The organism is Glaciihabitans sp. UYNi722 (genome assembly GCF_040549465.1).
Lineage (GTDB): Bacteria > Actinomycetota > Actinomycetes > Actinomycetales > Microbacteriaceae > Lacisediminihabitans.
The window spans coordinates 101,234-120,318 of record NZ_JBEPTL010000011.1 but is presented as its reverse complement, the minus strand read 5'-3'; the positions used below and the strand labels follow the sequence as shown (position 1 = coordinate 120,318).

The 19,085-nt window shown below is 63.1% G+C and carries 14 protein-coding genes, 1 tRNA gene and 3 pseudogenes; 5 read left to right on the top strand and 13 right to left on the bottom strand.

Going from position 1 to position 19,085, the window contains the following annotated elements:
* Positions 1 to 154 precede the first annotated feature (154 nt).
* Entirely contained in the window at positions 155 to 466 is a 312-nt protein-coding gene (locus ABIB56_RS10215; RefSeq protein ID WP_354569095.1) for a helix-turn-helix domain-containing protein, read from the bottom strand.
* Positions 467 to 512: 46 nt separating this feature from the next.
* Complete coding sequence (locus tag ABIB56_RS10210) at positions 513 to 926, bottom strand: hypothetical protein (RefSeq protein WP_354569094.1); 414 nt, start codon at positions 924 to 926, stop codon at positions 513 to 515.
* A gap of 401 nt (positions 927 to 1,327) precedes the next feature.
* On the opposite strand from ABIB56_RS10210, the gene ABIB56_RS10205 reads away from it, so the two are divergent.
* A complete protein-coding gene (locus ABIB56_RS10205; RefSeq protein ID WP_354569093.1) occupies positions 1,328 to 2,365 on the top strand; it encodes a tyrosine-type recombinase/integrase in 1,038 nt (345 codons plus the stop codon).
* Positions 2,366 to 2,559: 194 nt separating this feature from the next.
* Here ABIB56_RS10205 and ABIB56_RS10200 read toward each other — a convergent pair.
* Positions 2,560 to 2,633, bottom strand: a tRNA-Pro gene (locus ABIB56_RS10200).
* A gap of 323 nt (positions 2,634 to 2,956) precedes the next feature.
* Here ABIB56_RS10200 and ABIB56_RS10195 point away from each other — a divergent pair.
* Together ABIB56_RS10195 and ABIB56_RS10190 are read left to right on the top strand one after the other, a co-directional pair.
* A complete protein-coding gene (locus ABIB56_RS10195) occupies positions 2,957 to 3,547 on the top strand; it encodes a type IV toxin-antitoxin system AbiEi family antitoxin domain-containing protein (RefSeq protein WP_354569092.1) in 591 nt (196 codons plus the stop codon).
* Positions 3,544 to 4,452 carry a nucleotidyl transferase AbiEii/AbiGii toxin family protein gene (locus ABIB56_RS10190; protein WP_354569091.1) on the top strand — a complete coding sequence of 303 codons (909 nt, stop codon included), beginning with the start codon at positions 3,544 to 3,546 and terminating at the stop codon, positions 4,450 to 4,452. Before ABIB56_RS10195 ends, ABIB56_RS10190 begins: the two co-directional genes overlap by 4 nt.
* Before the next feature lie 180 nt (positions 4,453 to 4,632).
* On the opposite strand, the gene ABIB56_RS10185 is transcribed toward ABIB56_RS10190, so the two are convergent.
* Both ABIB56_RS10185 and ABIB56_RS10180 read right to left on the bottom strand, forming a co-directional pair.
* Positions 4,633 to 5,208, bottom strand: a complete 576-nt coding sequence (locus tag ABIB56_RS10185; protein ID WP_502917590.1) for a DEAD/DEAH box helicase — start codon at positions 5,206 to 5,208, stop codon at positions 4,633 to 4,635.
* Positions 5,209 to 5,279: 71 nt separating this feature from the next.
* Positions 5,280 to 5,549: pseudogene (locus ABIB56_RS10180) on the bottom strand (DEAD/DEAH box helicase family protein); the annotation flags it as partial.
* Positions 5,550 to 5,700: 151 nt separating this feature from the next.
* On the opposite strand from ABIB56_RS10180, the gene ABIB56_RS10175 reads away from it, so the two are divergent.
* A complete protein-coding gene (locus tag ABIB56_RS10175; protein ID WP_354569089.1) occupies positions 5,701 to 6,270 on the top strand; it encodes a hypothetical protein in 570 nt (189 codons plus the stop codon).
* On the opposite strand, the pseudogene ABIB56_RS18495 reads toward ABIB56_RS10175, so the two are convergent.
* From ABIB56_RS18495 to ABIB56_RS10150, 6 genes and pseudogenes are all read right to left on the bottom strand, one after another.
* Positions 6,217 to 6,777 (bottom strand): annotated as a pseudogene (locus tag ABIB56_RS18495) (TOTE conflict system archaeo-eukaryotic primase domain-containing protein); the annotation flags it as partial. The gene ABIB56_RS10175 and the pseudogene ABIB56_RS18495 sit on opposite strands and share 54 nt — an antisense overlap.
* Before the next feature lie 698 nt (positions 6,778 to 7,475).
* Positions 7,476 to 8,715 (bottom strand): annotated as a pseudogene (locus ABIB56_RS10170) (IS256 family transposase).
* Positions 8,716 to 9,265: 550 nt separating this feature from the next.
* Complete coding sequence (locus ABIB56_RS10165) at positions 9,266 to 10,468, bottom strand: TIGR02679 family protein (RefSeq protein WP_354569088.1); 1,203 nt, start codon at positions 10,466 to 10,468, stop codon at positions 9,266 to 9,268.
* On the bottom strand, positions 10,465 to 14,517 hold the full coding sequence (locus tag ABIB56_RS10160) for a TIGR02680 family protein (RefSeq protein ID WP_354569087.1): 4,053 nt from the start codon (positions 14,515 to 14,517) through the stop codon (positions 10,465 to 10,467). The genes ABIB56_RS10165 and ABIB56_RS10160 overlap by 4 nt, the downstream gene beginning before the upstream one ends.
* A complete protein-coding gene (locus tag ABIB56_RS10155; protein WP_354569086.1) occupies positions 14,514 to 15,695 on the bottom strand; it encodes a TIGR02678 family protein in 1,182 nt (393 codons plus the stop codon). Before ABIB56_RS10155 ends, ABIB56_RS10160 begins: the two co-directional genes overlap by 4 nt.
* The gene (locus tag ABIB56_RS10150; protein WP_354569085.1) at positions 15,692 to 17,194 is read right to left on the bottom strand and encodes a TIGR02677 family protein; all 1,503 of its coding nucleotides are present in this window, start codon (positions 17,192 to 17,194) and stop codon (positions 15,692 to 15,694) included. Before ABIB56_RS10150 ends, ABIB56_RS10155 begins: the two co-directional genes overlap by 4 nt.
* Positions 17,195 to 17,399: 205 nt before the next feature.
* Between ABIB56_RS10150 and ABIB56_RS10145 the strand changes: the two genes are divergently transcribed.
* Entirely contained in the window at positions 17,400 to 17,669 is a 270-nt protein-coding gene (locus ABIB56_RS10145; protein WP_502917591.1) for a hypothetical protein, read from the top strand.
* Between the two features lie 47 nt (positions 17,670 to 17,716).
* Here the strand turns inward: ABIB56_RS10145 and ABIB56_RS10140 are convergent, their stop codons facing one another.
* Positions 17,717 to 18,529: an ImmA/IrrE family metallo-endopeptidase gene (locus ABIB56_RS10140; RefSeq protein ID WP_354569084.1), complete on the bottom strand. Its 813-nt coding sequence runs from the start codon at positions 18,527 to 18,529 to the stop codon at positions 17,717 to 17,719.
* Between the two features lie 8 nt (positions 18,530 to 18,537).
* A complete protein-coding gene (locus tag ABIB56_RS10135) occupies positions 18,538 to 18,858 on the bottom strand; it encodes a helix-turn-helix domain-containing protein (protein ID WP_354569083.1) in 321 nt (106 codons plus the stop codon).
* Positions 18,859 to 19,085: the final 227 nt, after the last annotated feature.

Here is a 19,085-nt window from a genome sequence, read left to right as displayed (position 1 = left end):
AACCAGATACGACAAACTCGCCCTCACCTACCGCGGCGGAGTCGTCCTTCGGGCCATCACAATCTGGCTCAAACCGTTAGGAAACACGCCCTAGGGCGCCTGGTTGCCCCTCCGTAGTGACCCGCGTGAACCCGAAGGCACCGCATCCTCCGAGTCAGCGGTTCGCTGGAACGAGCGTGAGCTTCTGTCCCAGCGCGTCGGCCAAACGCAGGAGCGTCGCTGCGGTCGGATTCCCAGCGCCCCGCTCGATACGGCTGATCTCAGCCTGCTGAATGCCCGTCAACTCGGACAGCGCCGGCTGAGTAAGGGATTGGGCCTTGCGTGCGGTCGCAAGCACAGCGCCAAGCTCAGCACGCTTGTTCACCTCGGCGGCGAACTCTGAAGACGCCGCCTCGTACACACGTCGAGTGTCGTCAGACCATGTCGCCTTCGCACGGTCAACGAGTTCGTTGAAGTTCTTTGCCATCATGGCCTCCTCTCCCCCACCATTATGTGCTACAACACATATGCGGTCAAGTGTTGCGTTGCCGCTTCCAGCGCTCGTGGATCTTGCGAGCCTTCGCGATCTCGCGCTGCTGACGCTTCGCTGACGGGTCGGTCTTCTTGTTGTAGCCGTGGTAGAGCAATACGATCTTGTCGCCGTGGAACGTGCAGAACACGCGGAGCAGCACGCTCCGATCCACGCCTGCCTCTCCTGGCGTATCAAGGCCAGCGCTCACAAGAATGGTGCGAAGCGATTTCCGTATCCGGAACTCGTACAGCCCCTCCCCCAGAGGCTTGCCCCATTCGCCTGAACAGATGTCGATCCCGTAGACCTGAAGAACATGCCCAACGGCCGCCACTAGAACCGCCTGCTCATAGGCCGGTAATGAGAACAGGAAACGCTCGAATGCGTCACCCTCGTACTCAACCGACCATACAGCCACGACTCGATCAACCTTCCCGGCGCCCACGCGTCAGGCACCTTCCCAGCGTACTTGAGGGACTCCGAACGCATCTGGAGGTCAGGGGCCGCTCGGGGAAACTAGGAGTCTGAGGACCTGTCGTGATTTGTCGCCGCTGGAAGGATGCTCGTGCCAAGGCCGTTTCCTAAGGATGTCTTCTCCCTTGCGGCTGAGGATCGTGCCCGCAATTCGGACGGTCGGTATCGGGCTGGTCAGGTCGACGTCTTCAGCGTGCGCGACGACGTCCCTTTGGGTCTGGTTCCCCCAGTATCAATCGAATGGTCATCACACATCTCCACATACCGCCCGTTGGAATCCGGCTTTCGAAGGACGTTCTCAATCGGTCGGGTCGAATCCGCGCCCGCATTCGCTGGACAGATCCCGTGTCCCACCGACGCCGAAGCTACTCGGTCACTGTTGACGATCTCGGCAAGGCGAATGACTTCTTCGAACGAATGGAGGCGCCAGACCGCACCACAATGGATCCGTTGATCTCGCTGCATAAATACACGGAGATGATCGGAAACCGCTATCTCCGAGGGCTCGACCCGACATCCACCGCGAGCAACTATCGCGGAGCAATCAACCTGCGAGTGCTCCCCGCCCTGGGACATCTGTCGATACGAAGCATCACCACCGGAACGATCGACCGAACAATCGACACATGGGAGATCAGCTGCTCGTCTGCGACGCTGAAAAACACGACCGCGGCACTAACGAGAGTCCTCGACGAAGCGGTCCGAGACGAGCTCATCACCACGAATCCCACCCGGACGCGCGCCAGACGTCAACGCCAAGCCGCACGGATGGTCACTGTGCTCGAGATCCCATCGCTCGCGACTGTCTTCAAACTGGCGGACCTCTGCCGTACCGTGCACGCGGCCTACGGTGACTTCGTTCTGCTCAGTGCACTACTCGCGGCCCGCAGCTCCGAGGTCGCCGGCCTTCTCGTCGGCGATATCAATTGGGATCAGAAGGTAGTGACCATCGCACGTCAATATTTCCCCGGAGCGGGCGGCCTCTGCGTGAAACCAACCAAGGGACGTCGAGTACGAGTTATCCCAATCCTGAAACCGCTGGAGACAACCCTAAGACGGCTCACCGACAATCGCGATCCAGGCGAGCCGCTCCTGCGAGGTCCTCGCGGAGGAGTCATCACCACGGGCTCACTTCGTCAAGCAACTAACTGGGACTCGCTCGTCACGGCTCTCGGCCACTTCGGGTTGCGACGACATGATCTCAGGCATGCCGGCGCCACGTGGTTCGCAAACGCAGGGGTCCCCTTGCACATTGTCAGCGACATCCTCGGACACGCATCCATAGAGACGACCAAGATTTATCTTCACTCCGACCGAACTGAACTCACGCGCGCAGCCGCCAGAGTCGATCGATACTTGGCGCACGAACCAGCAGCTGTGTGAGTCTCCGCCTAAACCCCTTGACTTTGTTTCGAGGTGGGAGTTATCGGATGGGAACAAATTGGGTCCAAATGGACCGGGAGGAACGCCTCGTTGGCAGTCGTTCGCACCCGCTCACGGAGCGAGCGGATCACTTGTCAATTGCTCACGGAATACGAAATGCCTGGTGAAAACTCCTTCTCACCAGGAATTTTCTGTCGGGATGACAGGATTTGAACCTGCGGCCCCCTGGCCCCCAGCCAGGTGCGCTACCAAGCTGCGCCACATCCCGTTGTTGAATTATTTGGCTATTTCCACAAATCTGAGCGAGGTGACCCCCAGGCGTCCAAACGGCTTGAATCGAGCCGAAAACCGCGTAGTTCCGAGTCTCAAATCATGCAGGGCACGTAATGAAATGCATGGTTTGCATGATTGTGGTCCCCTTTTGGTCCCCCTCGGCGTCGCCTTAGAAAGGACGCTACTCTCGGGTACGCGCGCCCGCGCACCCGCGGACGCAGGTCCGAGACCTCCTCGGCGTCGCGCAAAATTCCAGCGACAACATGCGCCCGGATAAAATACGCACACAGCAGGCTGTTATGTGTAAGGATTTTATCCATGAAGGCAATCGGTGAGGACTTGCCGTTGACGTTCACTACGGAGACGGCACGGACGCACGGCGTGCATCCGCGTGACCTGTATTCCTGGCGGGATGCGGGGCAAGTCGTGGAGCTCTCCCGCGGCGTGTTCCGTCGCGCCGATGCCCCACCGGCGTCGTATCCGGATGCGCTGGCGATCGCGTATCGGACGCCGCGCGCGATCGTGTGCTGTGTGTCGGCGGCGGCACTCCACGAGCTGACCGACGAGATGCCGCCCGCGGTGCAGATCGCGGTGCCGAAGCGCTCGCACTCCCCCGTGATCGAGTATCCGCCGGTGACCGTGTTCCGTTTCGACGAGACCACATTCGAGCTCGGCTTGTCGTCGTTCGAGGCGGGGCCGGGCGAGATGGTGCGGATCTACGACGCGGCGCGCACGGTGGTGGATCTGATGCGCTTCCGCCGCCGCCTCGGCGAGCCGATCGCGCACGCCGCACTCAACCGCTATCTGGCGTCCACCGGAGCGCGACCCGCTCGGCTGCTGGAATACGCGGACGCACTGGGCACGTTCGGGCCGGTGCGCGCTGCCCTCGACGTGGCGAGCGCCCGATGAACCGGCCCACGCGAGACAGCGCAGCGGGCCGCGCGTATCTGGATCTGCAGAACCGTGCCCGCCGGGAGACGCGCGGTACACAGGAACTACTGACGATGTACGTCGTGGAGCGGTGGCTGGCACGGCTCTCCCTCTCGCCCTACGCGGATGATTTCGTTCTCAAAGGCGGGATGCTGCTGGCGTCGTTCGGTACCCGTCGCCCGACCGTTGATGCTGACACGCTTGCTAGGAACATGGCATCTGACGAGGCGACCGTCGCCCGGCGTGTTGCCGAGATCGCGTCGCTTGAGGACCCGGACGACGGTGTGGAGTTCCTGCCTAGGACGGTCACGACCGCGGTGATCCGTGACGATTCGCTTTACTCGGGTGTCCGGGTGACGATGGGTGCGCAGCTCGCGACCGCCCAGGTGAAGCTGCGACTCGACATCAATTTTGGAGACCCAGTCACCCCGGCACCCCGCCTGGTGGAGCTGCCGGCATTGCGGCCAGATGTTGCACCGATCCTAATCCTGGGCTACCCGATCGAGACGGTGCTAGCCGAGAAGCTGGTCACAGCAATTGACTTGGGGCGGGCCAATACTCGCGTGCGAGACTTCGCCGACGTTTACACCCTCACCGGCACGCAGAGCGTGCGTTGCGATGAGGTACGCGCGGCGGTCGAGGCGACTGCGGCTTTCCGTGGCGTCACACTGGCTCCCTTTTCGGAGGCCACCGAAGGTCTGGGAACGCTGCGCGCAACGACATACGCCGCTTACAGGAACAGCCTGGGATCGACTGTGCAGGGTCTGCCGCAGCAGTTCGTCGACGCGATCGCCGCTGTCGTTGCGTTCATTGACCCCGTCATTGACGGACTCGACGGCGATGCCACTTGGGAACCGTCGATGCGTCGGTGGGAACTCGAATGAGCAGTCCTCCCCACCGGCGGCTGACTTCGGGCGATCACAGGCTGGAGGGGCTCCGAAGGGTTCTGGAAGTGGCTGTGCGCAGTTCCCGAGCATGGAACTCGAAGGCCTTCGAGGTTCGGCGCAAGGGAGTCGACGATCAGGCGAAACCTTCGTGGCCGACCGGGATCGGCACCCGCCGCCTCATTCGGCAGGTTGCGCCATTACGAAGCCTTCATTCGACATCACTCGTCTGCGCCGTAAGTACATGCGCTCCAGGATCGGCACGTTCGTATCGCGGTAGTCGTGAACGATCGCGGGCATGGATTGCTCCGCTCGTCCACGCGCGATGCGACCGACCTGCTGAATTATGCACCCCTTGAAGGAGACCGGGACAGTGAGGAAGAGCGTATCGAGAGTCGGGAAATCGAGGCCTTCACCGGCGATCTTGTCGATGGCGACGAGAACGAACGGTTGCTGCTGCGCGTCCATCTCCTCGAGTGACTGCCTGATCTCACGGCGTTTACCGGCGTTGAGGCGCCCGTGAAGCCGGATCACCAGTGATGCGCACGGTTCCAGTGCGTCCGCGAGCGCATCGAGGTGTTCGAGCCTGTTCGTCAGTACAAGGCAGGTATGACCCTGATCGACTGCGCCGCTGATTTGCCCGGCGAGAATCGTGTTGCGCTCGGCATCGGCGGCGAGTTCTGAGTAGATCGCTTGGATAGCGGGACCGTCGGTTCCTGTCTCTTCAGTGCGGAAGGTCGTCTCATGGACGACCATTTCGCGAGCGACGTGATCAGCCGAGTCGACCACGTGCCGGATCGGACCGCACTGCATCGTGATTAGTCCGTTCATTTGATCCGCATGGTGAGGGTTGCCGTCATCCCTGCCCAGTACCGGACACTGACGTTGCGCAGGGCTGCCTCGGTTGCTGGTGCTGCCACGGCATGGCATTCGTCGATGATGACTTGCCCGTACTCCTCCAGGATGCTGGGGTCCGAGTTCCGATGCGAGACCGACTGCATCATGATCAGGTCCACGACCCCACGCCGTTTCCGTCGCCCCGCCCCGAGCTGGCCAATCTGGCCATCGATCAGGCCGAGAAACTGCTTGAGATGGTCGCGCCACTGGGCGAGTTAGTTCTGCACGATTCACGAGGATCGCCGTCGGCGTCGCGCGCTCGGCGATGAGGGCGCAGGCCATGACCGTCTTGCCTGCGCCCGGAGGAGCGACGAGCACTCCGGTGTCATATGCGAGGAGCGCATCGACCGCATGCTGTTGCTCATTTCGGAGTTGCGCCGCAAAGGTCAGCTCCAGACGTCCCTGCAACTTGGCCACTGTCTCGGTCGTTGTCTGGAATCCTGCGTCTGCGAGGAGCGCTACAGCTTCGTTTGTAAGCCTTCGCGGCAGGCGCAGTTCGTGCTCGTCATGTTCGAAGCTGGTGACAAGACGCGGCGTGCCGAAGGTGCTGAACCGCTGAGCAAGTCTGCGGTAAAACTCCGGGTTTGGGACGGACGCCATGTGTTTGAGTTCGGTAATCACGATCCCTGGAAGGAGCTCCGTCGGGATGTGCAGAACCGCATCGCGGTGCAACTCCAGCTTTCGTCCGGCCATCGTGCGCGCAACTGCCCTGATATCCGATCGCCGCGGAAGTGCGCCCAGCGACTCTGCGGGCCCCACGCGCGACTCCGCGAGGCTCATCAACCGAAGCTCTGCGATCAGTTCAACGGGTACAGGGGTCGTCATCGCGAGTGCCGCGAACTGATCCTCATGCGGATCGCAGGTCCCGGGATCGACGAATACGGTAGTCCCTCGTCGGCGGCAGTCACCCTGCAGCGGTAGCGCGATGAGATTGCCCAGGCGCGCCCGCCCAGGAGATCGTTCCGGCAGGGTGTCTTGCGACGGGAAGAAGCGATCGTAGCTTTGGAAATCTATCGTTGGTCGACGGGCCATGGCGGTGCGCAGCAGCCGCATTCCGGCTGCGCGAGCCGTCGCCGCCGGGACAAGGTCCGCGAAGAATATCCAGACATGCGCACCCGCACCTGATCGTGACGCCTCCGTGAGCACGTCGATCCCGGCACGCTCACACTCAACAACGAATGCTTCGGCGTCGTGACGCCACTGTACGCCGTCGAAGTCGCAGACCAAGAGACGACACTGATCGCCCTCAAGCATCGGGTAAAGTCCAGCGTGGAACTCGCGCTCTCCAGGTTGAGAAGCACCTCGAAGGTGCCGCTCGACGATTCGTTCTTCAAGCGGCAGATAGTCCGCGGCTGTCTCGTGTCCGGTGTAAAACCCACCGCGCACCGCGGGACTCCACCCCGACTTTCCGTGCGCACGCTGGTCCATCGCACCGTATGGACATCACTCCTGCCGACGAAGCGAGCGCGGAACAAAGCGAGCTTCTCGACACTCGACGATGCCGCCGTCACCATAAGCAGCGGGCCGCCACGAGCAGGCGCAGCTACCGGGATCTCTCCTGGGGCGAGCCTCACACGCTCAAGTTCTCGGAACTCACTGCGAACTTCCTCAAGCTCGCGCTCCAGTTTTGCGATCCGTGACCGCAAAACATCGATCTCGGCGTGATCCCGTCCCTCGCGGCGGGCGAGGGTGCGCAGCTCGTCATATTCCTGCCCTGCAGGAGTGTCTCGTGCTGGTGTTAGCGGAGTCAAAGGAGCGCCTCGAGCGCCTGGCGGATCCGCGGCTGTGCCTTCGGGAAAAATGACGCAACCTTCTACAGGACTGCCGGTGAGTTTCTGCGGCGGCGCACCCACCGTCGGAGCGCTTCGTAGGCGACATCGCTCCCTTCCTGGTGCATAAGCCGGAAGCAATCCACGATCGTTCTCTCGGCTGAGTAGGTGGTGAGCGTGAATCCGTTTCCGGCATCGATGTGGTCGCGTCCGATATGGAAGGTTGTCGGGTCGAAGCTGCGCCATGCAACCTGAGCGAGCCCAACGGGATGATGGGTGCCACACGGGAGGGCGATATCGGACTTAGGTCAAGTTTTTTATGGTGGTGTATCGATTTCTTTGTGATCCTTCGTGTTGTTATGCGCTGAGGGCGTGGAAGTCTGGGGTCACCCCCTCGGGTTGGCTGGTGCCGACGGCTTTGGATTTGGTGAGGGCGTCGAGGCCGAGGTAGCGGCGGGACTCGGCCCACTCGTCGTGCTGCTCGGCGAGGACAGCGCCGACGAGGCGGATGATCGCGTCGCGGTTGGGGAAGATGCCAACAACGTCGGTGCGGCGGCGGATCTCCCGGTTGAGGCGCTCGTTCGGGTTGTTCGACCAGATCTGCCGCCAGAGTTCTTTGGGGAACACCGTGAAGGCGAGGATGTCGGCTCGGGCAGCGTCGAGGTGGGCGAACGCTTTCGACAGTTTGTGTTCCAACGCGTCGAGGACCCGGTCGAACTGGGCGTGCACCGACTCGGCATCGGGTTGGTCATAGACGGAGTGCAGGAGCGTTTTCACCCAGGGCCAGGAGCTCTTCGGGACGGTGCTCATCAGGTTCGCGGCGTAGTGGGTTCGGCAGCGTTGCCAGGCCGCTCCGGGCAGGGTTGCCGCGGTTGCGGCGACCAGGCCGGCGTGAGCGTTTCGAGGTGACCAGTTTCACCCCGGTCAGTCCCCTGGCGGTGAGGTCGCGGAAGAACGCCAACCACCCCGCCCCGTCCTCGGTCGTGGCAACCTGCAGGCCCAGGATTTCGCGGTGCCCATCGCCGTTGACGCCGGTGGCGACCAGCACCGCGACGTTGACCACCCGGCCGCCCTCACGGACTTTCATCGTCAGGGCGTCGCAGGCCACGAACGTGTAAGGGCCAGCATTCAGGGGTCGAGTCCGGAACTCGGCAACGTGCTCGTCCAGATCGCGGGCCATCACCGAGACCTGCGACTTCGACAACGAGGTGATGCCGAGGGAGTCGACAAGTTTCTCCATCCGCCTCGTCGAAACGCCGAGGAGGTAACAGGTTGCCACGACCGTCGTCAGGGCCCGTTCGGCGCGGCGGCGTCGTTCGAGCAACCAGTCGGGGAAGTAGGTGCCCTGCCGCAGCTTCGGAATCTGAACATCGATCGTGCCGGCACGGGTGTCGAAATCGCGGTGCCGGTAACCGTTTCGCCGGTTCGTGCGATCGTCGGAGACGGTGCGGTAATCGGCCCCGCAGACGGCGTCCGCGTCAGCAGATAGCAGTGTGTTGATGAAAGTGGTGAGCATGTCCCGGAGCAAGTCCGGCGACGCCTGCTCGAGGTGTTCGTGGAGGAAGCGGGCAGGGTCGATACTGGGTGCGACGGTCATCGTCGTAGTTCCTTTCGAGATGGATTTAGCGGTTCTCTCGAAGGATCACGCGGTGACCGTCGCCGTCTGCGACGACACGCTCACCGAGATCCGATACACCACGTTAAAGGACGCAACCCGGACTTAAACGGGGTGGTGTCGCTCAGGTAGTGGTGTACGAGCGCGCTCGTCAGACACAATGTCGCCTCTTGGCGCACAGCCGTTGCTGCGGCGAGCGAGGCGAAGGCAGAGTCGATCGTGTCAGGACGCAGATACACGCCTCGGCCTACTCGTTCGATCTAACCCTTCGCGAGAAGGTCGTAAACCTGGTCCTTCCGCAGGCCTGCGGCTCGAGCGACGCCGAACGTGAATACGGATGCCAGATTCGCAACCACAATATTCACCTCTCAACTCTCTGCACGTTAAGGCTATCTGTCGCGAGTTGGGAAGGCAGCGATGCGGCATGACTCTCCGTGCTCGACGGGTCGCGGAACTCGAGTCAATCCTCGAGACGTGGCTCGAGGATCAGGAGCAGGGGATCGCGGCCGTCATCAACGCTCGCGGCTAAGGTTCACCCCACCGACAGATCCGCCAGAAGCTTGTCGATCACTTGCTCCTCTTCTAGACGCGAGCCTCTCCGTTCGAGAGCTGGACGGATCGCGGCATCCCATCGGGCGTCGACGGGGGATCCCTTCAGGTCGGTGCCGGGCAAGTGAGCCGATTCATCGAGGTCAGATGCGCTGTACCTCCACGGCTCGAACCCGAACAACTCATGTACCCGATTAGCGATGCGCAATCCACCCCAGTCGAAGTCGCCGTGATACCGGATGCCCGCGCTCGCCACTGCGCGCAGCAGCACAACTGCGGCGAGGCTCGGTTGGCCCTGGATGCAAACGATCGGGGGAGAATCCGCTGCGAGCTCACGAGCCGCCGCATCAACGATCGACGGGTTCTCGCACACGAAGACCGGACTCGACGGAACGGAAATCTCGAGCCGTCGAAGCTGACGGAGTGTGATGACCACCGGTTCGCCTGTGCACGTCAGTTGCCCCAGCGCGCCGGGAAGCAGAAGCCGGTGAACGAGCACTGTGCTCGAGAGTTCGTCCATCGCTATCCCGGCTCGAGCCCAGACTTCCCTGCGTCCCTGCGATCCTGGCGGCACGACCCCGGCTTCCGCGACGGCCGAAAGCACGAGGGCGGACTCCGGGGTCCCGACATCAAGCGCGTGAGCGGAGCCGAGAACACGCGCCGCCAGCCGCGAAAGCGCTTCGCCGCTGGACGGCAGTTGCTCAAGGACACCCAGGACCCGCTCGAGAAGTTCCCGCGCGGCATCCGGAGTTCGCGCCAATCGACGAAGCTGGCCCCGTGACCGAATCGACTGTGCCCAGGATGCAGCGTCGGGATGCTCGGCCAGATAGTTATCCAGCGGTGCATGAACCTCGTCCCACGCCAGTCGCTGCGCGTCGGCGAACTCGGCGCGCACCACCAGTGGTCCGCGGAGATAGTGCACCGCCTCGGCGAGCGACGCAGCGGCCCCGCTGTCCCGGACGATGCGGTCGAGGAGCTGGAGGTCCACGGAGATGGTCGAGCCTGACCCGGGACTGCGACCCATGAGCGCAGCGATTGCCGATCGCTCCCCCGAGTCGAGGATCCGCACGGCCAACCGGCCCAGGAGTGGACGTCCACCCTCGATCCGCTGCACGAGCTGGTTGACAAGCCGCTGGAGTCCGGGCTCCCCTAGCAATCGCTGCACGTGCGCAGGTTCGCCGGTCATGTCTCGTCGATTTCGAAGACGAGCGCGTCCTGTCCCCACTCGAGGGGAGGCGCCGACTCGATGGCAGATGTCCCGCCATCGGCGACCCGCTCGCGGCTCACACCATCCCAGGTCCAGTGTTCAACGAAAACCGCATCGGTTCCCGAGAGTCGGAACAGATTGGCAATGGCGATTCCGGGAATCTCGGGATAGGTCGCCCATTCTCGTTCGCTCGTCATCACTACGTCGAGATCGAACTCGGCAAGCAAACCAAGGTAGCTCGCTCGGGATCGGTCATCGACTCCAGCGAAAGCTTCGTCCAGGAGGATCAACCGGGGCGCGTGAGGGTTGCCCGCCGAGGCATAATAGCTGGCCGCAGCCGCAAACAGGGGAACGCTGGCCGCGAGAACTCGCTCTCCGCCCGAGGCGGGACCAGACGCAGAGCGCCACACCCCGTTCTGGTGGAGCTGCACCGAAAAACGATTCCACGAACGGTAGTCGAAAGCGGCGCGAAGGCGCTCGTGCCAACTTCCGTCCGGTTCCTCCGCGCGGGAGCTCGAGATTCGAGACCGCAGGTAGTCACCGATCGCCTCTCGATCGGCGGGCGACCACGCCGCAGCGCTCTGCTGCAGAAGCGCACGGCCCTGTTTGTCGAGTTCGCCATCCGCTGCCTCCCAGATGATCCGCAGCCTAAGACCGCTTCGAGTCGGGCGCCGGTCCAGTTCCTGGTTGATGAGGGCGACCTGTTGTTGCGCCTCCCTGACCCGATCGTGCAGCTGGGCACCGACCTCGTCGATCAGGTGCGTCTCGAGGATGGCGCGCTCTTTCTCGGTGAGCAGTCGTTCGCGGTCGAGGAGCTCACGCTCGAGTTCGGCGAGCAACGATCCAGGCGCGACGTACTCCGAGCCGTGCTGGACCGAGACAACAACAACGCCATGGCGCTGTTCCCAAGCGCACTGGCGTCCCTGGGCGCTCAGCTCACCCTGCAGGATTTCGAAAGCGCGGTTGAGCCGGCCCGCCGCTGCATCCAAATCGTCAGCGCCCGCGTCGTTCCCGCCGAGAAGCTCAAGCGCGCGGCGGGCGATCCTCACGGTCGGATCTGGTGCCCATGGCGTACCGAGGTCTGGAATCTCCAGTGCGGGAACCGCGATGGCGAGCAGTCCGGTGCTGACAAACAAGCGGAATTCCCCGGCTGCCGCGTCGCGCCGGGCGGTCGCGGAGACGACAGCCTCCTCGACCGCGGTGACCTCGATCGTCGCCACGGCGACCTCATTGGACGCCGTGCGGACCTCGCTATCGAGCCGGGTGCGCTGTGACGTGGCAGTTTGGAGGTCGCGCTCGACGCCCTCGAGCTCCCGCTCGATCTCCCGGGCTTCCTTGCCCACTGTCGCTTCGAGTGTGTCGCGGCGCTGCTCGGCCGAGACGGCTTTAGCCAGCGCGCTCTGGGCATCGCGCTCCGCTGCGGTACGCGCTTCGACGGCGTTGCCGTCGGTCGCTTCGCTGGTGGTGGCCCGGCGCTGAAGCCTCTCCCACTCCTCGAGACCGTTAACCAGCAGGAGCACCGCAGCCGGAAGGTTTCCGAGTGCGGTTCGCACGGCGTCCAGCGTTCCGACGTCGATCGAATACAGCTCGGCCGCTTCAGCGACAGCCACACCGGCGACAGACTGGGATTCGATTGCACCGGCTAACATGCCTCGTCGTGCGTGTACGGCGCGGTCCGCTTCCGTGCGTCGCTCGGCCGCGAAAGCAGCGCTGGAGTTTGTCGATCGAACGGGCGTGTCATCCGGAAGGCCGTCACGTTCGGCCTTGAGGGATGCCCGTGCGTCGCTCACGAGAACACGCTGGTGTTCCCATCCGGTGAACTCAGCGAGGAGCGCATCGTGCTCGGACTCTGCTGACTCCAGTCGGGCCAGCCGTGCCTGCTCGCGTGCCGTCGACCCCAGGTACTCCGCGGACGGTTTGCGCCAGGATCCGACGAGGGGACCTAGAGCGAAGCCTCCCGACGTCGAGATCGCGACCTGACCCTCCCTGGGGTCATCGCTGAGCGCCACGCTTCTCAGGATCGATTCGACCGTTGCCGACGGAACTGTGCGCACATCCAGGGGAACAAGCAGGTCAAACAGCGACGGCCCGTCGCGCGGGACTGGCCGCAGCACAGCATCACCCTCCACTCCGATCACGGTGCCATCGTTGCTGATCCAAGCATCAAGAAGCCCGGCCGCCTCCAGCGCGGCTTCCATTCCGGCGGCGTCCTCGGCCGGAACATGAGACCGCACGTCCACGCACTCCCAGAACGCCGCTCCCCCACCGTCGTGACGCCGCGCCGGACGGGTGGGAGCCGCAGATGGCCGACGAATCGTACCGGCCATCAATTCGGAGGTCTCCACTTCGAGTTCATCAATGGCACGTCGCAGGCGACTCAACTCGGTGGCGTGGGCGGCATGCTCGGCCTCGAGCTCCGCGTCCACTCGCCGAACTGTCTCATCCGCCCATCGCGACGCGGGATTCGCGCCCGCCAGCGGCACCGAAGTCCAGTCCCTCGCCTCCTCGAGTGCCTCGTCGAGACCGTCGCCACGGAGGAGTACCGCTGTGCCCACCTGTTCGCTCAGTTGTTCGAACCAGAGGGCGGCAGCGTCCGCCGCGTGTGCCTGAGCCGCCAGCATTGTCTCGTCCTCGTGCGAGAGTCGGGTCTCGGCCTCATCGACCGCATTCTGCGCCGAGGCGCGTGCCCGTTCGGTCTCAGCCACGGTGTCGAGGAGTGTGTCGAGATGAGTGACATGTCCCTGTCGGCGGGCGACTTCTGTCGAGCTCGAACGCGCGACGGTCTCTGCGCTCTCAGAGTCGACCGGCAACTCGATCCGCGCAGACGACGCCAATGCCAGCACGGTCTGTCGTGCAATCTCGATCTTCTCATTCTGGCGGGCAAGATCATCGAGAACCTGATCGAGCGCATTCTGCGCGGCCCGGGCCGCGACTGTCGCCTGGCGCAGTGCGTTCTCCGCTGCCGAGGCAGCGGAGCGCAGGGCAGCGGCGAGATCCCTTGCTGAAGCGAACTGCACCAGCTCATCGGATTCGCGGCGCTCCCGCAGTGCCTCGCGCGCACCCTGCAGCTGCGCCAGTCGCACACCCCCCGCGGCGGCGTCCGACTCGGCCATCTCGAGAGCCGCGCGGGCACGCTCGAAGCGCGCCCCGGCATCCCGTGCCCGCCTGTTCTGCTCCTCGTACTCCGACTGCGCTCGTCTCGGAGAGGCCGTTGCACGAAGAACAGCGACCCTAGCGTATCGCTCATTCTCGGCGGTGAACGCGGCGACCGCGACCGTGCTCGACCGCATGGATGCGAGGGCGCGCTCCTCCTCTTCAAGCGACTGGTACGACTGGGCGATAGTGTCAATCAGGGCATCCGGCATCGGCCGCAGCGACTCGGTCAGCGCCGCGCTGAGCTGCTGTTCATTGGGCCGTTTCGACAGCTGCGGCTGCCGGAGGTGTACGAGCAGGTCGACCAGCGCGTCGTAACGATCGTGCAGGCCGAACAGGGCCTCATCCACCGCTCGCTTGTACCGCTCTGCCGTGTCGAAGACCGTACCCCGTGCTCCGATTGCCTCGATGAGCCGCTCGCGAGTGCGCACTGTCCGCGTGCGATCGATGAGATGAAGCTCGTCACCGATTCGCTGGTCGGTGATGAACCACCATTGTTTAACAACGCCGCGCTGCCGCACCGCCTTCAATCCCAAGCCGATCGTGACGAAATGCTCTGTGCCGTCGTCGTCGACGCGGCCGAACTCTACCCAGCTGTAGCCCGTCCGCTCCTCGTGGGCGTCACCCATGAGCAGGTTCCACGCCATGCGTTTGTTCGGATCAGCATCCGGCTCCATGCGGATGGGAGACAGGTTTGCATCGAGCAGCAGGGGCAAGGTCAGCGCGAGCACCTTGGATTTGCCGCTGCCGTTGTCGCCGCGCAGCAGGAGCCGACCGTCGCGGAACGGGAACTCCTGTGCTTCGTACAGGAACAGCTCGACCAGGCCACAACGCAGCGGCTTGTATCTTCCCGGCGAGGGCGCGGGGAGCGTCACGACACACCGCCGGACACACGCGCGGTGCCGAGTCGGAACCTCGAGAGAGCCGGATGCGCTGAGATGGAGTCCGCCCCCACGCTCACCAACGACAGTGCACGGAGCCGCGAGACCGCCTCCTGTGCGAGCTCCGATCGGGGCCTCGACTGGATGGTGCTTCCCCAGATGGTCGCATTCGTCTCGCACATCTCGGAGACGTACGACACGACGGCCTCCTGTGTCATTCGCCCTTCCGATGCAAGTCGGGTCGCTACCAGGAGCGCAAGATGACCCGGGGCGCCTCCCTCCGGCATCCGCACGTCGGTCAGTCCATCTTCGGGGTCGAGCATGGCAATTCCTTCGGCTCGCACTTCGGCGACCAGCCCCGTTGCGTCGGTGATGCGGTCGGTGATGGCGCGCCGTTGGTTCGCCATGTACGCACTCTCGTTCTCGGTCAGGGTGGTGTACTCGACCACGGGGTCGTCAAGCAGTCGTCGGGTCAGGATGCGGCGAAGTGAGCGATTCCGTGCGTCATCCGTATCGACAAACTGCTGCTCCGTTACCGCGGCCAGCCGACCTTCGAAGCCGCCGCGTCCGATTCCGGATGGGGCTTGTGCCGACTGCAGCATGACGCCCACGATGCCGTGCTCGATGTCATAGAGCACGTCGACGCTGGCGTCGACGAATCGCTCCTCGTCGCCTTCGACGCGCCGCAGCGCGCCGATGCTCAGAAGCACTCGCACCACCGCGACGATGTCTGATCGTTCGTCACGACCGCCGAGCGTGAATTCGAGGCCGGCCGCCGCGAATCGCGGATCGCCCAGCTCCCCGATCACGTCATCAGCTAGGCGGCCCAGCGTCACTTGCCCGCCGGACCGCTCGAGCACAGCCAGAGACAACGCGAGCAACACATACCGACGCCGGGTGAACAGTCGTCGTTGACCATCGACGAGACCCCGAGTGGGATCATCGCCTGTTCTGCGCTTGTGCAGGCGGGCAGCGCTCGTGTCGACAGTGAGCCGCCACCCGGTATTGGCGTCAAGCCAGACTCTCAGCTCGGTCTCGAACTTCCTGACCCGTCGATAGTCGGCTTCGGTGGGGCCACGCGCAGCGAGCACCGGGCGTGCCAGCAAGGCGCGAAACGCACGGCGGCGCTCAGTTGAGCGGCTCTCGTCTATCGCCGTCGCGAGCGCGCTCATCTTGCCTCTCCGATGCGAATGCGGTGTGCGGGGCCTTCCAGGACACCATCGACCATCGCGAGTGTCGAGCGACTCCCATCGGCCGGATGAACTTCCACTTCGTATGAGCCGTCGATGCTGCGAGTTACGACTACATCGTCGGGTCGACCACGATGTGCGAGCGCGTCGCTGAGCAAGTGGAGCAGGACAGCTCGTGCCTCCACATCGACCAGCGGAAAGTCGCCAACCTCGGCCGGTGAGTCATTGAGAAGTTGCTCGCGCAATCGGGCGAGCTCGATTCGCTGGGCTTCGACGGACCGCGCGATCGCGCGGCGCGCCGCCGCCCGGTCGCGCACCTTCGTCGGAGATCCGCGTCGCTCATAGCTCCCGGTCGCGCGCAATCGAGGACTGATCTCGATCGGCGGCGCGTCGGCCCACGGGGTGTTCGGTGGCACGGGATGCTTGGCCCGCTCATCCAATGTGTGGTCGTCGATGGCCAAGTGCCGTGCAGAATACAAACCGAAAGCGACCGCTGCGAGACGGTGTCGATCGTCGTCGGTTGGCGCCTCGGCGAACCAGAGTGCGAGCGTTCGGAAGTCCGCAGCACGGTCGCTTCGGCCGGCTCGACGATCCCCGAGCCGCTGCACAACTCCCAGCATCGCCGGGATCGAATTGATCGCCATGTGACGAAGTTGCTGGGACTGGCTGGCGGTACCGGTGTTCCCCACAAACCACTGGCGAAAGCCCGCGAATCGCTCTCGCCAGAGCGTCAGCGACATCTCGAGCGCTTGACTGGAACCCTCGGCGTCGGGCGCGACATCCGCAGCCTCCCTGAGAGCAATCGAGCGCAGAATCCTGTCCTCGTCGGAGGCGGAGATGGGTTCGAGAAGCCCGGCGATCTCGGCGGTTCGGGAGACCAAGTCCTGGATGAAGCGTTGGAGGTAACCGATCAGCCGCTCTTTGTATGCGATGAACGCATCCGTGTCCACGCCACGCAAGTCAATCGTGCGCTGAAGGTCGCCACTGAACGCTTGCGCGTTTTCGGCAAGACCGGTGAAACGATCCGTCAGAGTCCTGAGAGCGAGTGCCGACTTGGCCTCGTCCAGCTCGGGAAAATCCAGTTGCGCGCGGATGACACGCAATTGGTCGACAATATCGTCGAGCGCCCAGGATTGCAGGGCGCCCGCGGCACCGAACGTCCTATCGAAATCGCCCAGGACGCGCTCCGCGGATTCTCCTGCCAAGGTGAACTGGTACACGAAGCGAGCCCGATTGAACTCTTCCACCGACGACACTTTGCTCGTGTCGGGATCGGCTTTGAGATTGCCCCACTCGACCAGTTGCGCCAGGAGAGCAGAAAGATTGACTGTGCGCTCGACGGTATCCGCAAGTTCCTCCGGTCGGAGATGAACGATGAAACGCGCCTTCGCCGCAGCAAACTCCCGCATGATCGACCGATACGCATCAGCATGCTCTGTCGCGGCGAGATAGCGGAATACCCCATAGCTCGCCTCAGTCATTCGAACAGCGTAGCGAAGGCGGGCGACACTGCTCTTTTAATAAGATTTCGGCGGCGCGGAGCTTAAGGGCAGTCTGGATCGTGTGCGAGCGAGCCTGACGCACACCAGGGGTGCCGAAGTTTGAACAGTCTCCCGCCTCTAGGCGCGTGGGTCAGTAGTTAAAACGCCGCCTGATTTCCCGGTCTTTCGGTGGTGGGCTGGGAAATTGGGTAAGGGTGATTTGGATGGTCTCTTTGACGCGGCTGATCTTGAGTATGTCGAGCCGGCCGGGGCCGGTGTTGAGGTTGGCGCGGGTGTCAACAAACGGTTTCGGGCGTTCGAGCCTCATGCGGTGATGCTGGTTCCGCCGTCGTTGGATGAGTGGTTACCGCAAACTCATTTGTTTCGTTTCATCGCCGATGTGGTCGAGACGCAGCTGGATTTACTCAAGTTCTATGCCCCCCATGGAAAGGCGAAGGGACCGCTCTTTATTTAGGGAGAAGAAGTTGATGCCGGGGCCTGCATCCATGATGGGACGCTGGCTCATAAGGGAGCGTCATCGTCCTCCAGGTCGCTGAGGTCTACATCTACGTCCGGCAAGTCTTCAACGCTCACGTCTGTCGCCTTGTGCTGGACCGGGATGATTCCGGCCTTGTGAAGCTCTTTGAGTATCGAATCAAGGCCGACTCCACGGAGCGTAGCGATGACCTGCGCACTCACGATTCCTTCCGCGTACCCTTTAATGGCCCGAGCAACCAACGATTGAGGTGCGCGAAGGCGGCCTGAATCATCTTGGAGGGCAGCATAGTGATCGCTCCATCCATATCGCGTAGCAAGTTGAGAAGTCCGATACTGCATCCAGTTCTGCGCAGTCGAGGGACTGACGTAGCCAGCGTCACGCAACGCGATCGCTGCGATCGCAGGCGAGACCAAGAACCGCTGCACCACAGCGGCAAGTTCCACCTCTGAAACCGAGTCACGATCCCCGAGAAACTCTGTGATTCCCTCGATGGGAACAAGGAGATGGCGCGCGAAGGCATCCGCTCGGATCTCCTCAGGCGATCGTTTCGCGGACTCGACCCCCTCATTCCACCCCTCGAAGACCAGGTGCCCCAGTTCATGAGCGAGCGTGCTGCGCTGGCGCATCGGATGCCGGCTACGAGCAACCCCGAGGAAAATAGCGCCTCGAAGCGGGTCGCGCATGGTCAGGCCATGCTCGTCAGGATCGGCATCGAGGATCGCTACGTCGTAACCGGTGGTCTGCTCGATGAACGCAACCAAATCGCCGAGCGGCTGCACCCCAAGCCGATGCTTGCGTCTGAACTCGTCGGCAGCTTGCTTCGCCTGTTGTTCCATGCTGAGGCTCATCGCGCTACGGAAATCCCCTGGTCATCGAGGTAGGCGTCAAGCTCTATGAAGTGCAACAGTCGCTGGCGCATCGTTGCCATGCTCGATCCGTTTGTCGCACGCGCCGCACACTGCACGCGCGCCGCAACACCGCTACCGGTCAGCTGAGCAACTGTGCAGCCGGTAGCGTCGGCGATCTGGATGACCTCAGTCATCTTCGCAGTCCGCTCACCACTCAAGATTCGGTTCAGGGTCGCTTGCGAGAGCCCGGTTCGATCTGCAAGTGCACGCTGCGACAAGCCAGCAGCCGCACGAGCGCTCTCGATCGCTACGCTCATATTAGATATCATCACAAACACCTCTTGAATCACTTTTATAAAGTTGATTCAGTTTAGCTCCTCGGGACCACCCGATCCAGTCCATCTTCTGTGAGTTGGGTGGATGCAGCAAGGCTAACGATCCCAACAAACCAGAAGTCAAGTGGGTCAGCGCCCTCTCCAGTGGCTAGAACCAGAGAACCCCGGAATCTCGCCAGAGAACGCCTCAGCCGACTAAACCATGAGGG